A 16,149-nucleotide genomic window follows, 5' to 3' on the forward strand; every position below is an offset into this window, starting at 1 on the left:
ATGATCAATGCCCGTAAACAATGAAGACAACAACAGAGAAAAAATTTGATAAGCTAGTCTAAGAAGGTATTTTACCAGGTTTTGAAACCTCCTGGATTTAAAAAGAAGGCGTACAAATTTTATCTGCAAAGAACGGAATCAGGACAAATAATCAATATTCAAAAAAGCACCTGGTATGCAAAAGACCATAAAAACATGCATTTGGATATACTAAAATGGCCAATGTGTAAAAGAATAATAGGTAACGCCAAGGACCCAAGCCTCCCTGTTCTACCAATGCCAATACCCATACGACCCATTCCAGGGCCATCGGCCCGGCAGATCATTGCAATGCTGGAATTTATTCCGGATGCCAAAATACGCTACGGAGCGGGCAGTGCCATAGGCACTGCCCATTGTCTCCCAAGTCTCCCCGTCCCACCAATCCCGGTATATAATTACAAAAAATAGTATTTTAGCAAGACAACAAATAGCAAACGAAAACATTCATTAAAAAACACTGCAATATGGGCTTGGACATGCGGCCAATGGGAAAACCCAAACCGGGATTTGAAAAAAGATTTGAAGAGGTTTTTATAATGGTAACCCAGAATAAAATACCAAAGCGAAAGCTTATAGATAAGCTAAAAGGCAAAAAGCAGCAAACCAAAGAAGCACTGCTACAGGAGTGGCGGGCAAACCAAATCCCAAGTTATGAGGCTTTAAAAGCGCCAAGAGTAGGCAGGGATAAAGAAGCTGATAACTGGATCAGAAGTCGATACGATGAACTGGAGCAAAAACCTTTATTGGAAAGTTTTTTAAAAGAATATGAAGGATATTACGTAATTGAATTAGCCAAAGAGTTGGATGGCGTTCCTGTTTACATCGCCATGGGGCAGGATGAGAATGTTTTCAGGGGAGAATTTCTTCGGAATTGTGTTGATATATTGGGCGAAGACCTTGCATATCAAGCGTGGAGTTCCAAATTTGCGACGGAAACATTGGATTATGGCAATAAGTTAATGGTTACTGCTGATAGGTTGGCGGAGGAAAATGGATTGAAGCATTTAAAGGAACAGCGACTACCACCCGATGCAGATGAGGATACTATGGAAAGTAAGTTGCACATTGTGTATTCATTAGCCCGGTGGCTGATATTTTACGGGAAAAACGGACATGGATATGAAGCAGACTTTTAGAAACAATATTTCTGGCTGTATTGCCTTTCTGACTCTGGCTCGCGGGCTCTTAGCCTTAAAACAAAAAAACTTCAACCTAATAAACATGGAGCGATCAAAACTGGTATTAATGATGAGCATTTTGCTTAGCTTGCTTGGGTGTGCGGAACCAAAAGAAAGAAGGCACGAAATGTCTAAGGAAGAAGAAAAGCAGATCCTTCAATATTATGAAACACTCCACAATAGGCCCATTTACAAAGGGCTTACCGGAAACATCATTGATACAGTTCCGGACGACAGACTTTTACAGGTAGTATTTGATAATCTGGGAGAGCAGCTTCCAAAGGATTATGAAAAAGAATATGAAACGGTTATGACCTGGAATAAATCGATGCAGGCTATTTATATGATCTGGCTGCTGGAAGCTGAGGTGAATAACGGCGGTTATAACCAGTTTTACTATAACCCCAGCGGACAGTTTTACCCACTCCTGCCGGATGCATTAAGACGGGTGGGGGCCAGCCAATTTGCAGCGCTTACGCAAAAAGCGAATGATACCTATCAAAAGGAAAATACAAGGATAACGAAATATCAGGATGGATCGTCGGAGGGATTTAGTAAATCGTATGACAATAACCCGCTTGATGTTTATGATGATGCTTTTTATGCGCTCTATAAAAAAGAAAATCTTCAACAAATTCAGGTGGATTACATAAGGAAACATAAGCAGGACTTTGTGAGCGAGCTAATAGGGACTAAATAACAGGTTTTTATAAAGGGCCATTGACCCGGCAGATCATTGCAACTCAGGAATTTATTCCGGGAGCCAAAACATACTCCGGAGCGGGGAGATCCATCGGTCCGCCCGCCTGCCCGAATGAATTCATTCAGGCGGGGATGACCCGGTCGGACGGGCACGGCCCATATGTTCCAATACTGGCGCAGGTCTCTGACCTGTGCCTGCTTGTTACTTTATCTCTTAAATGCCGTCTGCAAACCTCCCTGTCCCACCAACTCAGGTACACCACCCGCCAAGGCAATACTTCCCGTTACTGTTCCCCATAAAAACGCTTTGTTAAGGAATATATAAACCAACGGGATACTTTTTCACCAATTGCAAAAAATAAGTACATTAGCGCAACAACCGTTTTGTAAAGTTGTCTCAAGCATGGATACCAGAACGGTTACAAAGCGACTGGATTTAGTAAGTGTTGAATATCCGTATTTAAGTATTTACAAACGATTATAAGCGTTTAATAGTTACGGTAGTTGGAAAGCGACCAGGTAATGCCATGAGAGACTACAAACTAAAAAATATCGACCCGGATGACATTGGCGATTTACTCGTTAAAGTTGAAAAATCATTTGATATTAAGTTTGGTGAAACTGAATTATTGCACATTTCGACTTTTGGCGAACTTTGTGACCACATCGCTAATAAAATTGAACTTGACAATACTGATGATTGTACGAGCCAGCAAGCGTTTTATAAATTGCGTGACGCAATTTCATCAACACTTCAAACAGCCAAAAAGAACCTCCCGACAAATTTTCCTCTTGCAGATCTTTTCCCACGACAAAGCAGACGCTTACAAATAACAAAGTTGGAAGCACATTTAGGGTTTAAACTTAATATCCTGCGGCCGCCATATTGGGTGATCGGGATACTTACTGTTTTACTTCTGGTAGCTTTTGTTACGCTTTTCTTTGATTGGCAAACAGGACTTGCAGGATTGGTCTTTTCGATTGCAGGATTTTGGTTTGCAAATAAAACCGGCAACGAACTTGACTTAAAAACGCTTGGACAGGTAGCTGATAAAATGACAAGGGAGCATTATTTAAAATCAAGACGTAGTCCAAGGACATTTAATAAGAAAGAAATAGAAAAAGTATTAACGGATTGGTTCAGTAACGACTTAGGTTTAGATAAAAGTGAGCTGACAAGAGAGGCAAAATTTGTATGAGCTTTGCGGTTCGGCCACAATAAAAACCTTGAACCTTGTGTAACAGTATTTACAAATAGAACTATAAATGAACCAGTCTGATTTTTCTAATATTGTTAAAGAATTTATTATTAGAAGTTGTCCTGAATTTGCCGGAAAAATTTTGTACTATGAAGATGATTCATTTGATTGTGAACTAAGAAGCGAGTCAGATTTATTTTCAATATGGATCGCGACATATAATTGTGAAATTACAATTGGTTTAAGAGACCCGCTTGGAAAATCTGATATTCACACGCATATAGAGTTCAATCATTATGACAACGAAGATTTTGAAGATGCTTTTAATTATTTGAAAAATTTTATTGAGCGTATTAAAACTGAAAAATTAATTCTTGTTAAAAAGAATGATGAAAATTATGACTGGTTGGATGTTGATGATTTTCGTGGATCAATTCATTCTAAAATTAGTTGGAAAAGGAATTAAAACCAGACCTAAGATTTTTAACCAGGAAAGCGATTGGATCATTCTGTTACGGCGACAACAAACCAGTAAATCCTTAACAATTACAATAAATCCGCAGGTTATGCAACACACTATGAGATATTTATTAATGGCAATTATCCCATTTTTGGCCGTCCATGCTGTTGCCCAGACGGAAACGGTGAAAATTTTCAAAAAAACAGAATATAGTAATGGTAACTTTTACCGGCAGAGCTACGACACTATAAAAGTAGCCCAGGAGCCTGTGGATATTTATTTTTTCAAAAAACACTTCAACTTCCCTTATGACCTGCCCGGTAAGTTTACAGACGAGGCACTTAAAAACAGGACCGTATCCGTTTGGCGAAATCCAAATGGCAAAAAGGAGGATAAAGGTAATTGGGAAAACACGTACACCTACGACCGTTTAGGGCGTGTCACCAACTATACCTATTCAGGTTGCTTCTTATGTTCAAATCTTCCTTACAACTACAGCGTAACCTACAACAAGGACGGACAAATTGAGGCGCTTAACGAAACAATCAATAACCTGCAAAGTTTCAGGTTCTACTATGATGCCCAAGGTGCTATTGTAAAACTTGAAAAATACATATCCGGCAAATTGCAGACGGAATTGGTAAACTGACCTGCAGTGCCCAACCGGGGGTTAGGCTATGCGGCAGGGGCTACAGGTACTCCCGGCAGCAATCAGCATATACAGGCAGCTAAATAATTTTTATGATCCCGGCTGTAGTGCCAGTAGCAGCGGTATCCCGCTAAAAGCGGGATCGCACTCTTGTGCTGCGGTGCAGGTGGCATCCGTTGAGTATCAGAAAATACCATCAATTTTTTACCAATTATAAAAAATAAGTATATTAGCAATGCAGCCAATTGATCTCTCTTTGAGATTGCTATTGAAATTAGTATTTATTAAAAATGAACAAATTTTTGGTAATCTTAACCATATGGCCTTAAATTTGTTCTTAACTTATAAGTTAAGTTGATCGTTTATTTTGAACTAATTGAAGACTTATGTAGTAAACGCGTTGACGTCTATACTGTTAGGATAGATGATGAAGCGGCTTTTGAGTATGAAAAATATTATGAGAAGGAATTTGTACAGCATGATGAAGAGCGGGACTTTATCGATAGTGCGCTCGAAGAGATTAGAAAAAGGGGGGCTTTAAGAAGATATTTTCGCAACGAAGGGCCGGCAGATGCGTTACCAAATGGTGTTCCTGATGAAATTGTAAAGTTGAATGAGAATGATCAGGGAATCAGGCTTTATTGTATCCGTCTTTCAGATAATGTATTGATCCTGTTAAATGGAGATATAAAAACTATACAGGACCCAAAAGATTGTCCAAACGTTAGAAAGCATTTTTTGTTTGCCCAACGACTTGCCTGCTTTTTAACGACATATATTTTTGAGGAGGGAATAGATCTGGTAAATGACAGGTACTGTTTTCATAAAAAGGAGGTTGAGTTATGAAATTAAAAAATTATAAACAGAGAATAGAAAGCATCCCGGAATTTACAAAACGGGAGGCTAAGCATAGCTTAGATATCCTGGATCGCATTCATGAACTGCTTCAGGAAAAATTTGGAGGTAGGCAAAAACTGCTTGCTGAAAAAATGGGAAAGAAAGAGGCGGAGATTTCCAGGTGGATCAATGGTAATCATAATTTTACTATGAAAACCATTTCCAAACTTGAGGCAGCATTTGGTGCACCAATCATTGCTGTTTGCACCAGTGATGTTGATGCTGATTTTGAACAGGTAAAATCTCCATTCAATACATTTCATAAAACCGTTTTTGTTTCTGAAGCCGGGTTAAGAGAAGAAAGGCAATTAAGTTTTACAGAAGTAAAAATGACGCTTGCCGATGAAGAGATAGATGAAATGAGTATCTGATGAGCACAGAAAAGAATTTTAATATTGAACTGTTAAGCGTTGAAGATATACGCATACAAAATGCGTCTATCAATAGCCCGCAGCATTCGACTGCCCCAGGTGATAGTGAGTTTGATATCAATATATCCCTAAAGCCGGGCATTAATATTGATCAAAAAAAAATGTTGCTTGTATTTGTTTGTGAAGCGTTGTCCAAATCCAGGGATGCGCAAAGCTCAATGGAGGCATCCTGTAAATTTGAAATTGCATATATCTTTCATGTTAAAAATCTTAAGGACTTAATCACAGAGCAGGAGGATCATGTTCAGGTGGATGATGAGCTGGCTACAAGCGTAGTAAATATTGCTTATTCCACTTCAAGGGGAATCATTTTTACCCGTTGCCAGGGCACTGTTTTTAACAGGCTAATCCTCCCCGTTACTTCTACAAAAGAACTAACAAAAATGCTAAAGTAAATACATGGGCCGGTAGTACGGCTTTTTTTTACTGTATCCGTTGTAGTCCCAGCGATCGGGATGGCAGCGGTATCCCGCTAAAAGCGGGATCGCACTCTTGTGCTGCAGTGCAGATGGCGGCAGTTAAGCACCAGCACCCCAATACCGGAACAACCCACATCAAAGGCCATCGGCCTGGCCACGTCTTTACAACTCCGGAATTTATTCCGGAAGCCAAAACCGGCTACGGAGCGGGGGAGCGCCCTCGGCGCGGTCCATAGCATCGCCCGCACGTCCCCCCCGGTCTCCCTGTCCCATCAATGCATGCATATACACCACCACCCGCCGCATTTGCAAAGCAATACCTCCTCCCTTACGGAAATCCGTAAAATGCCAGCTGCCGCATTTCATAGTTTCGTGCGATAAAAAAAATACTTATGATTATGATGTTCGCGAAATTTAGAGTTAGCACATTGCCCTTGTTTTTTAAACTGTTCATGCTGCTGTTTTTTCTGGGATCTTGTAAGAAAGCAGCCAATGACTTGCAAAAGCAACCGGAGCCCACTCCAACAGTTTTTGCTTACGAGGTTCATTGCGATTTGTGTCATATAACTTATAATGATTTAAATGGTGAAAGCAGGACTGTAAGAAATAATACCGGTAAATGGAGTTTTAATATCCTGGGGAAAACACCATCAAACCTCAAGCTAAGTGTTGTCACAACGTTGCCGGGCTATCAGTCCATTCAGGCATACATTCTGAAGGATGGGGAGGTGGTTTACGGAGATCTTGGCTATAATCGTGCAGAGATTACCTACAGTACGGTTAATGGTAAGGGCACCTCCAGTTTTGGAAGTTATATACCGTCAACTTCACCAGGGGGAAGCGATCAAAATGGAGGTACTTCTTCGAGTTCGTCTGTATGTGGTGCAAAAAACAAAACAGGAGGATATTGCAAAAGAGTAGTTGCTGGTGGTGGCAGATGCTGGCAACACCGGTAATTGGGAAGTAACAGTGGTCGAGCCATTCGCGTAGCGATCTTCCGGTATCTGTAACAGTGTCATCCTCATATCATAGGTAAGCGGCGGTGGTCCAAAATCGTCAAAGATCCATAAAGGCGTTTTTGACAGCTGGTTGAGTAATTTGATATAGGATCCGTCCAGGCGCGCAGCGGTAAGGGCCTCAACAAAACGGTTCATAGCAAAATAGAATGCCCGGTGCCCCGCATCGCCGCACCATAGCATCGCCGCCGCACAACCTCCGGTTGCCGTTCTTATAAGGGTTTCCGGAACTTTTTTTTGAGTGTGTTTTGCAGACTTTAAATGGCTGCATTTTTTATGTGAGTGCCATACGGCCATCAGCATTACCCATCAGCGACCCCCTTACGGTTTTCCGTAAAAATGCTTTTCTCTTGGTGTATATATATGGTCCCGGCTGCAGTGCGTATGGCAACGGTCTTGCGTCGCACTCTTGTGCTGTAGTACAGGTAGCATCGATATCCCGCTGAAAGCGGGATCACTCACTTGTGCTGCGGTGTCCCGATAGCGATCGGGAGCATCAGTTTAGCGCCCCGTGTCCCGCGTCCTCCAAACGTAAATGCGTGCCCCATTTCCCCCCGGTCCTAATGTCCCCCAATGCAAGTACACGCCGGCCCACCACGCCCGATTCCTCCAAATCTTAGCAATTAATTCCCTTACGGTTTTCCGTAAAAACGCGCGGTTGTTGAAGAATATATTTGTACAAACCGCCGGGGATGGCTTTTGTCAAATAAAAAAAATATGTATATTAGCAAACAACTATTTGGAAAAGTAAAACTGCTAAAGAACAACTACCACGACGGTTGCGGAAATAATAATTTTTTAACCAGTAAAAGCTATTAAATAGCCGTGTTTAGGCGTTTACAAGCGATTATAAACGTTTATAAATTGCGGTAAACGATGAGTTGGTAGCTACGTGTCAATCTTTATTCTAATTTGTATTTAATATGGCAAAGAGAACTAAATCCGCTGTAAAAAAAGCCGCGAGCAAAACAGCAACAAAGGCTATTGAATCTGCAAAGGTAAAAAAGCAAATTTCTAATACAGACTTGCCAAGAAAGACCCTAGAGGAATGTCTTGATGTAGCAAGACCGATTCATGAAACCTATGCTGACTCAAATGTTTCTTGGGACGAAATAGCTGCTGCATTAAGTCGTGGGTCACAAACTGCGGCGTTTAAATATTTAGTTTGGGGGGCACAGGCTTATGGATTAATACTTCGAGATGGTGAAGCATACCAGCTTACGGAAACTTCAAGAAAAATATTTGCCCCAGAATCAGAAGCCGAAAGGAGAGAGAGCCTAATTAAAGCAAGTACAATACCCACAATTCTGAGCCGATTTTATACAGATTATAATGGAAAATTTCTTCCCGAGGGTGAGTTTTTTGACAATATTCTGAACTCTCGGTATTCTATTCCGAAGGACAGAATTAACGAAGCAAAGGATATCATTCTTAGTAACGCAAGGTACTGTGGTTTGCTAATCGAACATGACTCTGGAAAGATGACTATTCGACTTGAGGGAGCTCCAATAAGGAACGAATCTCAACCCGAAATATCAATTCAATCTGAGATTGATAATGGCAGTTCAGAGATTGACTCTGAAAACATTTGCTTTTATATTACTCCAATTGGGGATGAGGGTACAGAAGTCAGAAGACATGCCGATATGTTGCTGAAACATTTAATAGAACCTGCCTTTGCAAAATTTAATTATAAAGTTATTAGAGCTGACAAAATAGAAAAATCAGGTCTTATTAGTCAGCAAATATTTGAATATTTGGTTTCTTGTAAAATATGTGTTGCAGACCTTTCTTATGGTAATCCCAACGCATTTTATGAATTAGGGATTCGGCATATGATAAAGAAGCCTTCAATTCAAATCATCAGAAAAGGTGATAAAATTCCTTTCGATGTTTCGCAGGGGCGAACAATAACCGTTGATATATCTGACACGTACACCGTAATGGACAAGATTGAGTCTGCGAAAAATGAACTGATGGAGCATATTAAGGCAATATTGGATCCATCATCGAGTGGCCAATCTGACGACAATCCTGTAGCGGTTTATCTTCCAAAACTCACAATTAGGATGATATAATGTACAACTGTCAACAATAACATCGCCTATAAAGGAGCTTGAGATCGAAATATTTGCTACCGATAATACTCTGCCATTAACCGTAAGTTTAAACCAACTATGCCAAAGAATTATAGACAACTAACTGAATCTGTTCGTAACAGAATAAATCCAGAACATCGCGCCTTGACAAAGGCATTCTCCGATGAGCTATCAACTATATCATACAGCGATGTCCTAGTATTTATTAGAACTGCTATGAAAGGTGTTGAACCTGAATACACACAAAAAAGCAAAGATGCGGGAGAAAGAGTTAAAGAGCATCTATCGAAAGAGCTTTCGCAGGTTAGCTTTAAATATCAAGGCTCAGTAATGACCAATACGCACATTAAAGCATATAGTGACATAGACTTACTTACAATTTCAGAAAAATTTTACCAAGCTGATAATTATGAAATAAGACAAATACTTGAAAATTCTGACCGAAGAGCAAAATACTATTCATTATCGATAAACAAAATGGAGAAAGAATTAAACGCTTCTTCCTATCAAGGTAATTCTCTCGACGATTTACGATATAATAGAACTAAAAGCGAAGAAGTATTGTCTGAGGTTTATAGTATTTGTGATACATCAAAGCCTAAATCAATAAAAATAGAAAATCTAAGCCTGAAAAGAGAAGTTGATATTGTTATTGCGAACTGGTATGATGATGTGAAATCAGTTATTAATGATAAAGGAGAATATAGAGGTATTCAAATTTATAATAAAGAAAAACACCAAAGAGAAAACGCCGACTTTCCTTTCCTAAGTATTATGAGAATTAATGAAAGAGGAAACGAAACAACTGGCAGAGTTAAAAAAATGATTCGGTTTATCAAAAATATAAAAGCATTATCAGACCACGAAATAAAACTGTCGAGTTTTGACATTAATGCAGTTTGTTATGATATAGGAATAGAAAAATACAAAAGCCTTTCTTTCTACCAATTAGTTCCGGTTATATACAATCAACTAAAAAGTATATGCGAAAATAAAACTCATTCAGACAATATTGTTTCAGTTGATGGGCGTGAATACATATTTCGTTATAATTCAGAAAAGCTTAAGAATTTGAAATTAGTTTTGAATGAACTTCAATCAATTTATTTAGACTTGTATACAAACATTCTATCCAAATGATAAAAAAAAGATTATTTATCGGTTCTTCCTCGGAAGAATTAAAAACTGCTGAAATTGTTAAAGAAGTACTATTGAAAGACTTTGAAGTAACAATTTGGAATGACAATGTATGGGATACCGCCGTATTTAAAATTAATCAGAATTTTTTAGCAGATCTGCTGAAAGCGTCTTTACAATTCGACTTCGGGATTCTAATTGGGACAAAAGATGACAAAGTAATGTTCAGAGAGGTTGAAATGATTCAGCCGCGAGATAATGTTTTATTTGAATTGGGTTTATTCACAGGAAGATTAGGCACTTCAAAATGTGCATTCCTAATAGACAAGGAAATAAAACTTCCATCAGACTTTAATGGTTTGACACTTGCGAGATTTGATTCGACAAATGAAGCTACAGTTATCGCAGGTGCTAATTCAATAAAGGATTTATTTTTAGCAAGTGCCGATGACGAAATAAACTTTTTTCCGTCAGCGACTTTAGCCTCTGTTTATTACGAAAATTTAATTGTTCCTATTTGCCGTTTTATTATTGATAACAATGGATTTACAAAAGGCGATACACATTATCAAAAATGCAAACTGAATATAATAGTGCCGGAAAGGATTAATCAAGATGTGAATTTACAATTTGAAAAATTAAAAGGACTATTTACAACAGAAAATGTATCATTTAAGTACTCAGGACGTCCAAGACAAATTAGTGTGGACACTCAAATAAAGAATGACACACTTGAATTTATTGACTTTCCAACCATTATTACAGGAATAAATCACGCAATTTCAAACCTACTGCCAAACGATTTCAATAAACAAAGTCCTGATTATAGTTCAATCCTTGACCGAGAATTGCGTCGTTTTATAACAACTTTGAAAAAACTTTTAATTAGAGGCGGCTTTGATGAAATGGTAAATGTAAAAAGAGATTCCGAATTATAAAATCCTGTCGTTAACAAGGTATTGTCAAAGCGGGGCTGAAATGCTTCGATTGGACATTTGTGCAAGATTCTACCGTCGTTCTTCGATTGAACTTTTGTGCTAAAATTTTTCGCGTTCGGCAATACCCCAAACGTTGGATATCATTTTAAACAACATTCATTATTTAAATTAGTATGAAGCTATCATCCAAGAACATCTTATTTTTATTAGCGGTCTTTTTACTGATTACAAGTTCTCTTCTGTTTTTTATTGGACCCGAGTTCATTCAGGCAAGATATTATGATTTGCCTAGTCAAGAAGTGCGGAGTCAAATGGGAGATACGTTTGGAGGGACTATGGGGCCAGTCATAGCATGGATTGCAGCAATATTAACGTTTGCTGCGTTTTATATCCAATATGAAGCCAATAAAGAACAAAGACGCCAGTTCGCTAAGCAAGCTGATGATACAGTAATTGAAAGATTTGAAAATCGATTTTTTGAATTAGTTAGATTGCATAGGGAAAATGTTGAAGAACAAAATATTCAAGATATCATAATAGGACGTAAGGTTTTTACAACATATTATTTTGAGTTGAGGTATATCTATTTCGTTGTTGAAAGCACACACGATGCCAATATGCCTGTATCTCCATTAACTAAAGAAGAATTGACGAATCTTGCATATTTAATATTTTTTTTTGGAATAGGTCATACTACCCAAGATGTTTTCGCTCATATTACACCAAGATATATAACTGAAGATTTTTTTACTAAAACGATAGAAAGACTTGAACGTGAGAAAAGCAATTATAGAAGAATCGCATCTGAAATTGAAATTGCTAGAACTAGACCTGGATTACCTATGCCTTCGCTCGAAGATCTAGTAGTTGAGTACAAAGGGAAAAGGGCAGTTTTTATGCAAGTCTACCAGCCGTTTACTGGTCATGGAACGAAAATAGGGCATTATTTCAGGCATTTATTTCAAACTGTTAGGTATGTCACAAATCAGGAAAATCCTTTATTTAGCAAAAGTGTTAAATATTCTTATATAAAAATTTTAAGAGCTCAGCTATCAAACTTTGAGCAAATAATTCTTTATTATAATTCAGTATCATTATTAGGAGAGGCATGGATAGGAAGAGACTACATCAAAGAATATAAGTTACTTATTAATCTGCCATTGTCATTCGCAGATTTTGGAATTGAACCTGAAGAAAAGTTTAGAGCTGAAATTATAGGAGACAAAGATTTCTTTGACTGGAATACATTAAAGCATGCCCTATCATAAATAAAGGTTTTAAGTTTGAAGTTTCGATGAGTGTAGAAAATTTAGGCCTCAGCATTTTTGTATAAGGAAGATTGAAAATGTTTGTATCTTTTACAGGGTCGAAAATGGTATCATTATATGCTCTGTAAAAATAAAAATGTCCATTACGCTCATCTTTGTCTTTACATGCAAACTATAGCGCAACTAAAGCGTTGGTAGACGAGTCTAGTAGACGTATAGCCATGCCGTGATGTTGTGCAATAGTCAGTAGATCAAGATCTGTGATAGTCTCTTTCGGTAAAAAACGAGACCACCTAAGTCTAAGTTCATTAAGCATTTTCTTCTCAATCGTTTCTGTGTTCCTGTCAGGAAATGATCGGGCAATTTTAGGTATTAATGGCCGCAAGGCTGCCCTCTAAACAGGTTTACTGTGCCTTCTTTAGGCTTACCAGTTTATAAACGTAAGAATGAAGTCTTCCCACCCATTCCATGTACTTTCTTTCATTTTATTTTAGGCTTTTGTAACTATTAACTTCTTTTGAAAGATAGCTTCTTATCAGCGGTCTTTATTATTTTTATTTCAAGCTTGTACATTCAAGAATAACTTGACAATAAACATCATTCCTCCAGCTCAAACTCAAAGTCCATCAACTCTTTGAAATGCGCTTCCCGTGCTTCTTTGCTAAGTTGTTTAAATTTATAATCTTTCCTCAATCCAAGAAAAAAGTAATTCTGAGAGCATCGCCAAGTGGTTGTTGACATTTTTTAATACTTGAGCAGCTTCATCTAGGTCAATGTCTTCGCCAATGTAATCGCTTAACTTAATACCGCTTGGGAAAGTTATGTTGTAACTCAAGTCCGGCTGTAGCCCTTTTATTTTAATATTTGCATGATGCTTTAAGTTGTGTGACCATTTAATTAACTGGTCTACATCTTTGTTGCCATATAAATTTTTTAGAAACTTTTCTAAAAAATCTCTACTCTTTAGGTTGTCGATCTTTTTCGCTTTGGTCTTTACATTCAATTTTGAACAACGCCTTAACTCAGCAGAATAGTTTTCTTTATCAATCATTTTATTCTCATCGCAGAAATTGAAGCTAAACCATATTATTTGAAGCAAATAATCGATCACGATGTTATATGAAAGGATGGCATTTTTAAGAAATTCGGATCTGTAATATAGTTGCCCAATATACCCCCCTCTCCATTCAATAGGGCTTTTAAAAAGTTTTGTATATGATTGGATTAAAGCAGCCTTGGCGCTGCCTCCTGCGTGATATAATTGATTACATTTTGTAATTGCTATTGAAAACGATACCTGATTTTCTCCTTCTGCCGAAACGACACTAATCTGTCCCTTTTTGATAACAGGGAATTGTAATAGTGATTCTGCAAAACTATTCTGGTCTTCAATGAATTCGGAAAGTGTAAATCGCTTTCCTTTATATTCAAGAATTAGATAATCTGTCATAATACTTAGTTTGGTTGTTTTAAAAGAATGGCAGAGGCAGGCTTCTGGTTACATTATCTGCGTAAGAATAAATATCGGTACAGTTTTCTACCGCTTAATTAAGCTAAAAAACCTCTCAAGCGTTAAGTCTCTTGCCGTACACATTTTGTGTAGGGTATAAAGGCTGATTTTATATGATGTTTTTTTAAAGTCTGCTATTTGCCGTATTGTTTTTTCATCTACATCATGTTCATCTGCAAAAGAACGCATAGAGCCTTCCCATTGGGCTATCCATTCCTTATTAATGTAGTTGCATATATCGGCGCTAAGATCAAGCATTAAGCAAATAAAAATCTTATAAAAAAATATTTTGCGGATTTTGCCCCGCATTTGAAAAAACAATGTATATTTGTTGTGAATAAAATATTTTTGCGACTACTTCATAAACTTATTTGAAGCATTCGCTTTAAATCTCGACTTGAAACCTGAGAAATTTCTAAGTACACGAGATGATAAGCAGAATGGCTCACGACCTAGGCGTGGGCTCTCTTATCCGTGTACAGGCTTCTCAGGGCCTCAAGTCGGTAAGTTGAGCACCATGCCTTTTTTGTGCGGGTGCCCGGCCTAAAACTTATCGTTATGAACAATGCCGTTGCTATACCCGCACCCAACACCAACACCCCTTTTAACGAAGCACAGTGGCTGCAAGTACTGTTTCTGCTGGCAGATACCCAAAGCTGGCTGCAACAATTGCAGGAGGGGCTTATATGGCAGCTGCCGGTAAAGAATCGTAAAAAACTATTGCGCAAAGGCTGGTACCTAACCGCATCCGCCCTGGCGCATATTTTAGAACGCCACTATTATAAAGTACCCCGCCACCCGCTCGCCAGCAAGTTTACCCTACCCATACCCGATATTGCCGCCGCTATACGGGATGCTTACCAGCAGCCACCCGCGCCCATGCCGGATAGCGACCTGCAGCAACGCGTGTGGGATACGGGCGCACCGCTGGGCTATGATACCACCGGCAGGGTGGTAAGCGTGCTTACCGTCATCAGCACCGCCGCCGGGGAAATTGTAACGGCTTTTCCGGGTACGGTAGATCCGCGGGGGCAGAGGGGTAATCCCGTTTCGCCGCCCTGAAGATCCGCCACGTAAAAAAGAAATGCTGCGTTACCTGCAGATGACAGCCGCTGTGATCCCGTTCCGGAGCAAAGGAAGAAAAGCCCACCCGATGAAAAAGAATCAAAAAGGTGCACGTATTTTCTCTTAGAAGGTCGTCCGCCGGGCAGTGAAAAGGGAAAGCAAGCAAAATGGCGGCGGCGGATAGCGAGGCAAGTGTATGGCCCGTCGCCAAAGCCTGAAGCGCCGGTTTCCCTGGTCCCGCCCCCCGGCGAAGAACAAATGGCGGGATTCACCTCCTGGCGGACAAGATTTTTGCTCCACTTTTCATCGACTGGAAAAGTGGAAAAGAAAAACAGCAACAGATCTTAATATATTCCGATTTGCCGAAAGTGTTTGTCAGTGCTGCATTTATTTGGTGTTCGCAAACGGAAAGTTCGGCATAAAGAAAGAATCATCCACCTAAAAAAAATAATATGCAAGCCTTAAAAACAACCGATCCCTTTCACACCGGGGGCTGGAGCCTGGAGCGCACCACCGATCCGTACCGCGTATTTGCCCTCTGCTTTTACCATGCCGGGGATATACATGAGTTTCGCCAATGGCTGTTACACATCTTCCTTTTTATAGAGCGGTTTGAGGGGCAAACAAAAGTGCCGCCCTTTACCCTCTGTTGCGCGTTTATGGCCATTGATTCTGTCATTGATGCCGCCCATTATATTTATGAAAATGAGCTGGAGCCGGACCGGCAGCCGGATTTAAGCACCGTTGCAGCCGAGCCCTTACCCGGTCAGCAACAGTTTGCTTCCTATTTTATAGAGGAGGAGCCGGCCGATATCCGCAAGGTGATTGAGCAGTTTTTTACCTATCGAACCTGGGATGAGTGGAAGTCCGACCTGAGCCTGGTCCTGTATAACGGTGTAACGGAGCATGCTGTTGGCGTGGAGCTGGATGAGTTTTCCGTATGGTATTATTTAATGAAGCTGCTGGAAGCGGCGTATATTCAATCCCGGGGAGTGGTTATTTATGAGCTTTGCGGTTTTACAGAGCCTTGACGGGGCGGTCAGCGCCAGTCTGCAATTTTTTATGGTCCCGGCTTTAGTGCTTATGGCAGCTTCGTTGTGTCACTCACTTGAGCTGCGGTGCATATAGCATCAGTTTAG

At 39.4% G+C, this 16,149-nt stretch carries 19 protein-coding genes and 1 pseudogene; 16 read left to right on the forward strand and 4 right to left on the reverse strand.

The annotated features are described in order from the left end of the window. The first annotated feature begins 81 nt into the window (after nucleotides 1-81). The 9 genes from BLS44_RS27110 (at nucleotide 82) to BLS44_RS05115 (ending at nucleotide 5,953) form a co-directional block, all read left to right on the forward strand. Nucleotides 82-450, forward strand: a complete 369-nt coding sequence (locus tag BLS44_RS27110; RefSeq protein ID WP_090388949.1) for a DUF4304 domain-containing protein — start codon at nucleotides 82-84, stop codon at nucleotides 448-450. Nucleotides 451-506: 56 nt separating this feature from the next. Continuing rightward, nucleotides 507-1,178, forward strand: coding sequence for a hypothetical protein (locus tag BLS44_RS05080; protein ID WP_090388950.1), 672 nt, complete (start codon nucleotides 507-509; stop codon nucleotides 1,176-1,178). Then, complete coding sequence (locus BLS44_RS05085; protein ID WP_218127694.1) at nucleotides 1,162-1,920, forward strand: DMP19 family protein; 759 nt, start codon at nucleotides 1,162-1,164, stop codon at nucleotides 1,918-1,920. The genes BLS44_RS05080 and BLS44_RS05085 overlap by 17 nt, the downstream gene beginning before the upstream one ends. Nucleotides 1,921-2,449: 529 nt before the next feature. Then, nucleotides 2,450-3,121: an acyl carrier protein gene (locus BLS44_RS05090; protein WP_090388951.1), complete on the forward strand. Its 672-nt coding sequence runs from the start codon at nucleotides 2,450-2,452 to the stop codon at nucleotides 3,119-3,121. Nucleotides 3,122-3,188: 67 nt separating this feature from the next. After that, nucleotides 3,189-3,587, forward strand: coding sequence for a hypothetical protein (locus BLS44_RS05095; RefSeq protein ID WP_090388952.1), 399 nt, complete (start codon nucleotides 3,189-3,191; stop codon nucleotides 3,585-3,587). Next, entirely contained in the window at nucleotides 3,520-4,230 is a 711-nt protein-coding gene (locus BLS44_RS05100) for a hypothetical protein (RefSeq protein WP_143019664.1), read from the forward strand. The genes BLS44_RS05095 and BLS44_RS05100 overlap by 68 nt, the downstream gene beginning before the upstream one ends. A 354-nt stretch (nucleotides 4,231-4,584) precedes the next feature. Beyond that, a complete protein-coding gene (locus BLS44_RS05105; protein WP_090388954.1) occupies nucleotides 4,585-5,076 on the forward strand; it encodes a hypothetical protein in 492 nt (163 codons plus the stop codon). Continuing rightward, on the forward strand, nucleotides 5,073-5,498 hold the full coding sequence (locus BLS44_RS05110; RefSeq protein ID WP_090388955.1) for a helix-turn-helix domain-containing protein: 426 nt from the start codon (nucleotides 5,073-5,075) through the stop codon (nucleotides 5,496-5,498). Before BLS44_RS05105 ends, BLS44_RS05110 begins: the two co-directional genes overlap by 4 nt. Continuing rightward, a complete protein-coding gene (locus BLS44_RS05115; RefSeq protein WP_090388956.1) occupies nucleotides 5,498-5,953 on the forward strand; it encodes a hypothetical protein in 456 nt (151 codons plus the stop codon). Before BLS44_RS05110 ends, BLS44_RS05115 begins: the two co-directional genes overlap by 1 nt. A gap of 201 nt (nucleotides 5,954-6,154) precedes the next feature. On the opposite strand, the gene BLS44_RS05120 is transcribed toward BLS44_RS05115, so the two are convergent. Beyond that, on the reverse strand, nucleotides 6,155-6,343 hold the full coding sequence (locus BLS44_RS05120) for a hypothetical protein (protein ID WP_090388957.1): 189 nt from the start codon (nucleotides 6,341-6,343) through the stop codon (nucleotides 6,155-6,157). A gap of 26 nt (nucleotides 6,344-6,369) precedes the next feature. Between BLS44_RS05120 and BLS44_RS26910 the strand changes: the two genes are divergently transcribed. Continuing rightward, nucleotides 6,370-6,933, forward strand: a complete 564-nt coding sequence (locus BLS44_RS26910; RefSeq protein WP_245729104.1) for a hypothetical protein — start codon at nucleotides 6,370-6,372, stop codon at nucleotides 6,931-6,933. Between the two features lie 51 nt (nucleotides 6,934-6,984). On the opposite strand, the pseudogene BLS44_RS27115 reads toward BLS44_RS26910, so the two are convergent. After that, nucleotides 6,985-7,296, reverse strand: a pseudogene (locus tag BLS44_RS27115) (ATP-binding protein); the annotation flags it as partial. A 620-nt stretch (nucleotides 7,297-7,916) separates the two neighbouring features. On the opposite strand from BLS44_RS27115, the gene BLS44_RS05135 reads away from it, so the two are divergent. The 4 genes from BLS44_RS05135 to BLS44_RS05150 all read left to right on the forward strand — a co-directional run bounded on the left by BLS44_RS05135 (nucleotide 7,917) and on the right by BLS44_RS05150 (nucleotide 12,435). After that, nucleotides 7,917-9,071, forward strand: coding sequence for a hypothetical protein (locus BLS44_RS05135; RefSeq protein WP_090388960.1), 1,155 nt, complete (start codon nucleotides 7,917-7,919; stop codon nucleotides 9,069-9,071). Between the two features lie 99 nt (nucleotides 9,072-9,170). Then, on the forward strand, nucleotides 9,171-10,232 hold the full coding sequence (locus BLS44_RS05140; RefSeq protein WP_090388961.1) for a nucleotidyltransferase-like protein: 1,062 nt from the start codon (nucleotides 9,171-9,173) through the stop codon (nucleotides 10,230-10,232). Further along, nucleotides 10,229-11,167 (forward strand): CBASS system CD-NTase-associated NAD(+) hydrolase Cap12, encoded by a 939-nt coding sequence (cap12, locus tag BLS44_RS05145; protein ID WP_090388962.1) that lies wholly within the window; start codon nucleotides 10,229-10,231, stop codon nucleotides 11,165-11,167. The genes BLS44_RS05140 and cap12 overlap by 4 nt, the downstream gene beginning before the upstream one ends. Nucleotides 11,168-11,340: 173 nt before the next feature. Beyond that, a complete protein-coding gene (locus BLS44_RS05150; RefSeq protein ID WP_090388963.1) occupies nucleotides 11,341-12,435 on the forward strand; it encodes a putative phage abortive infection protein in 1,095 nt (364 codons plus the stop codon). 172 nt (nucleotides 12,436-12,607) lie between these two features. Here BLS44_RS05150 and BLS44_RS27120 read toward each other — a convergent pair whose 3' ends face one another. Both BLS44_RS27120 and BLS44_RS05160 read right to left on the reverse strand, forming a co-directional pair. Further along, entirely contained in the window at nucleotides 12,608-12,820 is a 213-nt protein-coding gene (locus BLS44_RS27120; protein ID WP_090388964.1) for an FRG domain-containing protein, read from the reverse strand. Nucleotides 12,821-13,111: 291 nt separating this feature from the next. Further along, nucleotides 13,112-13,885, reverse strand: coding sequence for a hypothetical protein (locus BLS44_RS05160; RefSeq protein WP_090388965.1), 774 nt, complete (start codon nucleotides 13,883-13,885; stop codon nucleotides 13,112-13,114). A gap of 618 nt (nucleotides 13,886-14,503) precedes the next feature. On the opposite strand from BLS44_RS05160, the gene BLS44_RS05170 reads away from it, so the two are divergent. Beyond that, complete coding sequence (locus BLS44_RS05170) at nucleotides 14,504-15,007, forward strand: hypothetical protein (protein ID WP_090388967.1); 504 nt, start codon at nucleotides 14,504-14,506, stop codon at nucleotides 15,005-15,007. 455 nt (nucleotides 15,008-15,462) lie between these two features. After that, the gene (locus BLS44_RS05175) at nucleotides 15,463-16,041 is read left to right on the forward strand and encodes a hypothetical protein (RefSeq protein WP_090388968.1); all 579 of its coding nucleotides are present in this window, start codon (nucleotides 15,463-15,465) and stop codon (nucleotides 16,039-16,041) included. Nucleotides 16,042-16,149 lie beyond the last annotated feature (108 nt).

The organism is Niabella drilacis, assembly GCF_900101395.1.
GTDB lineage: Bacteria > Bacteroidota > Bacteroidia > Chitinophagales > Chitinophagaceae > Niabella > Niabella drilacis.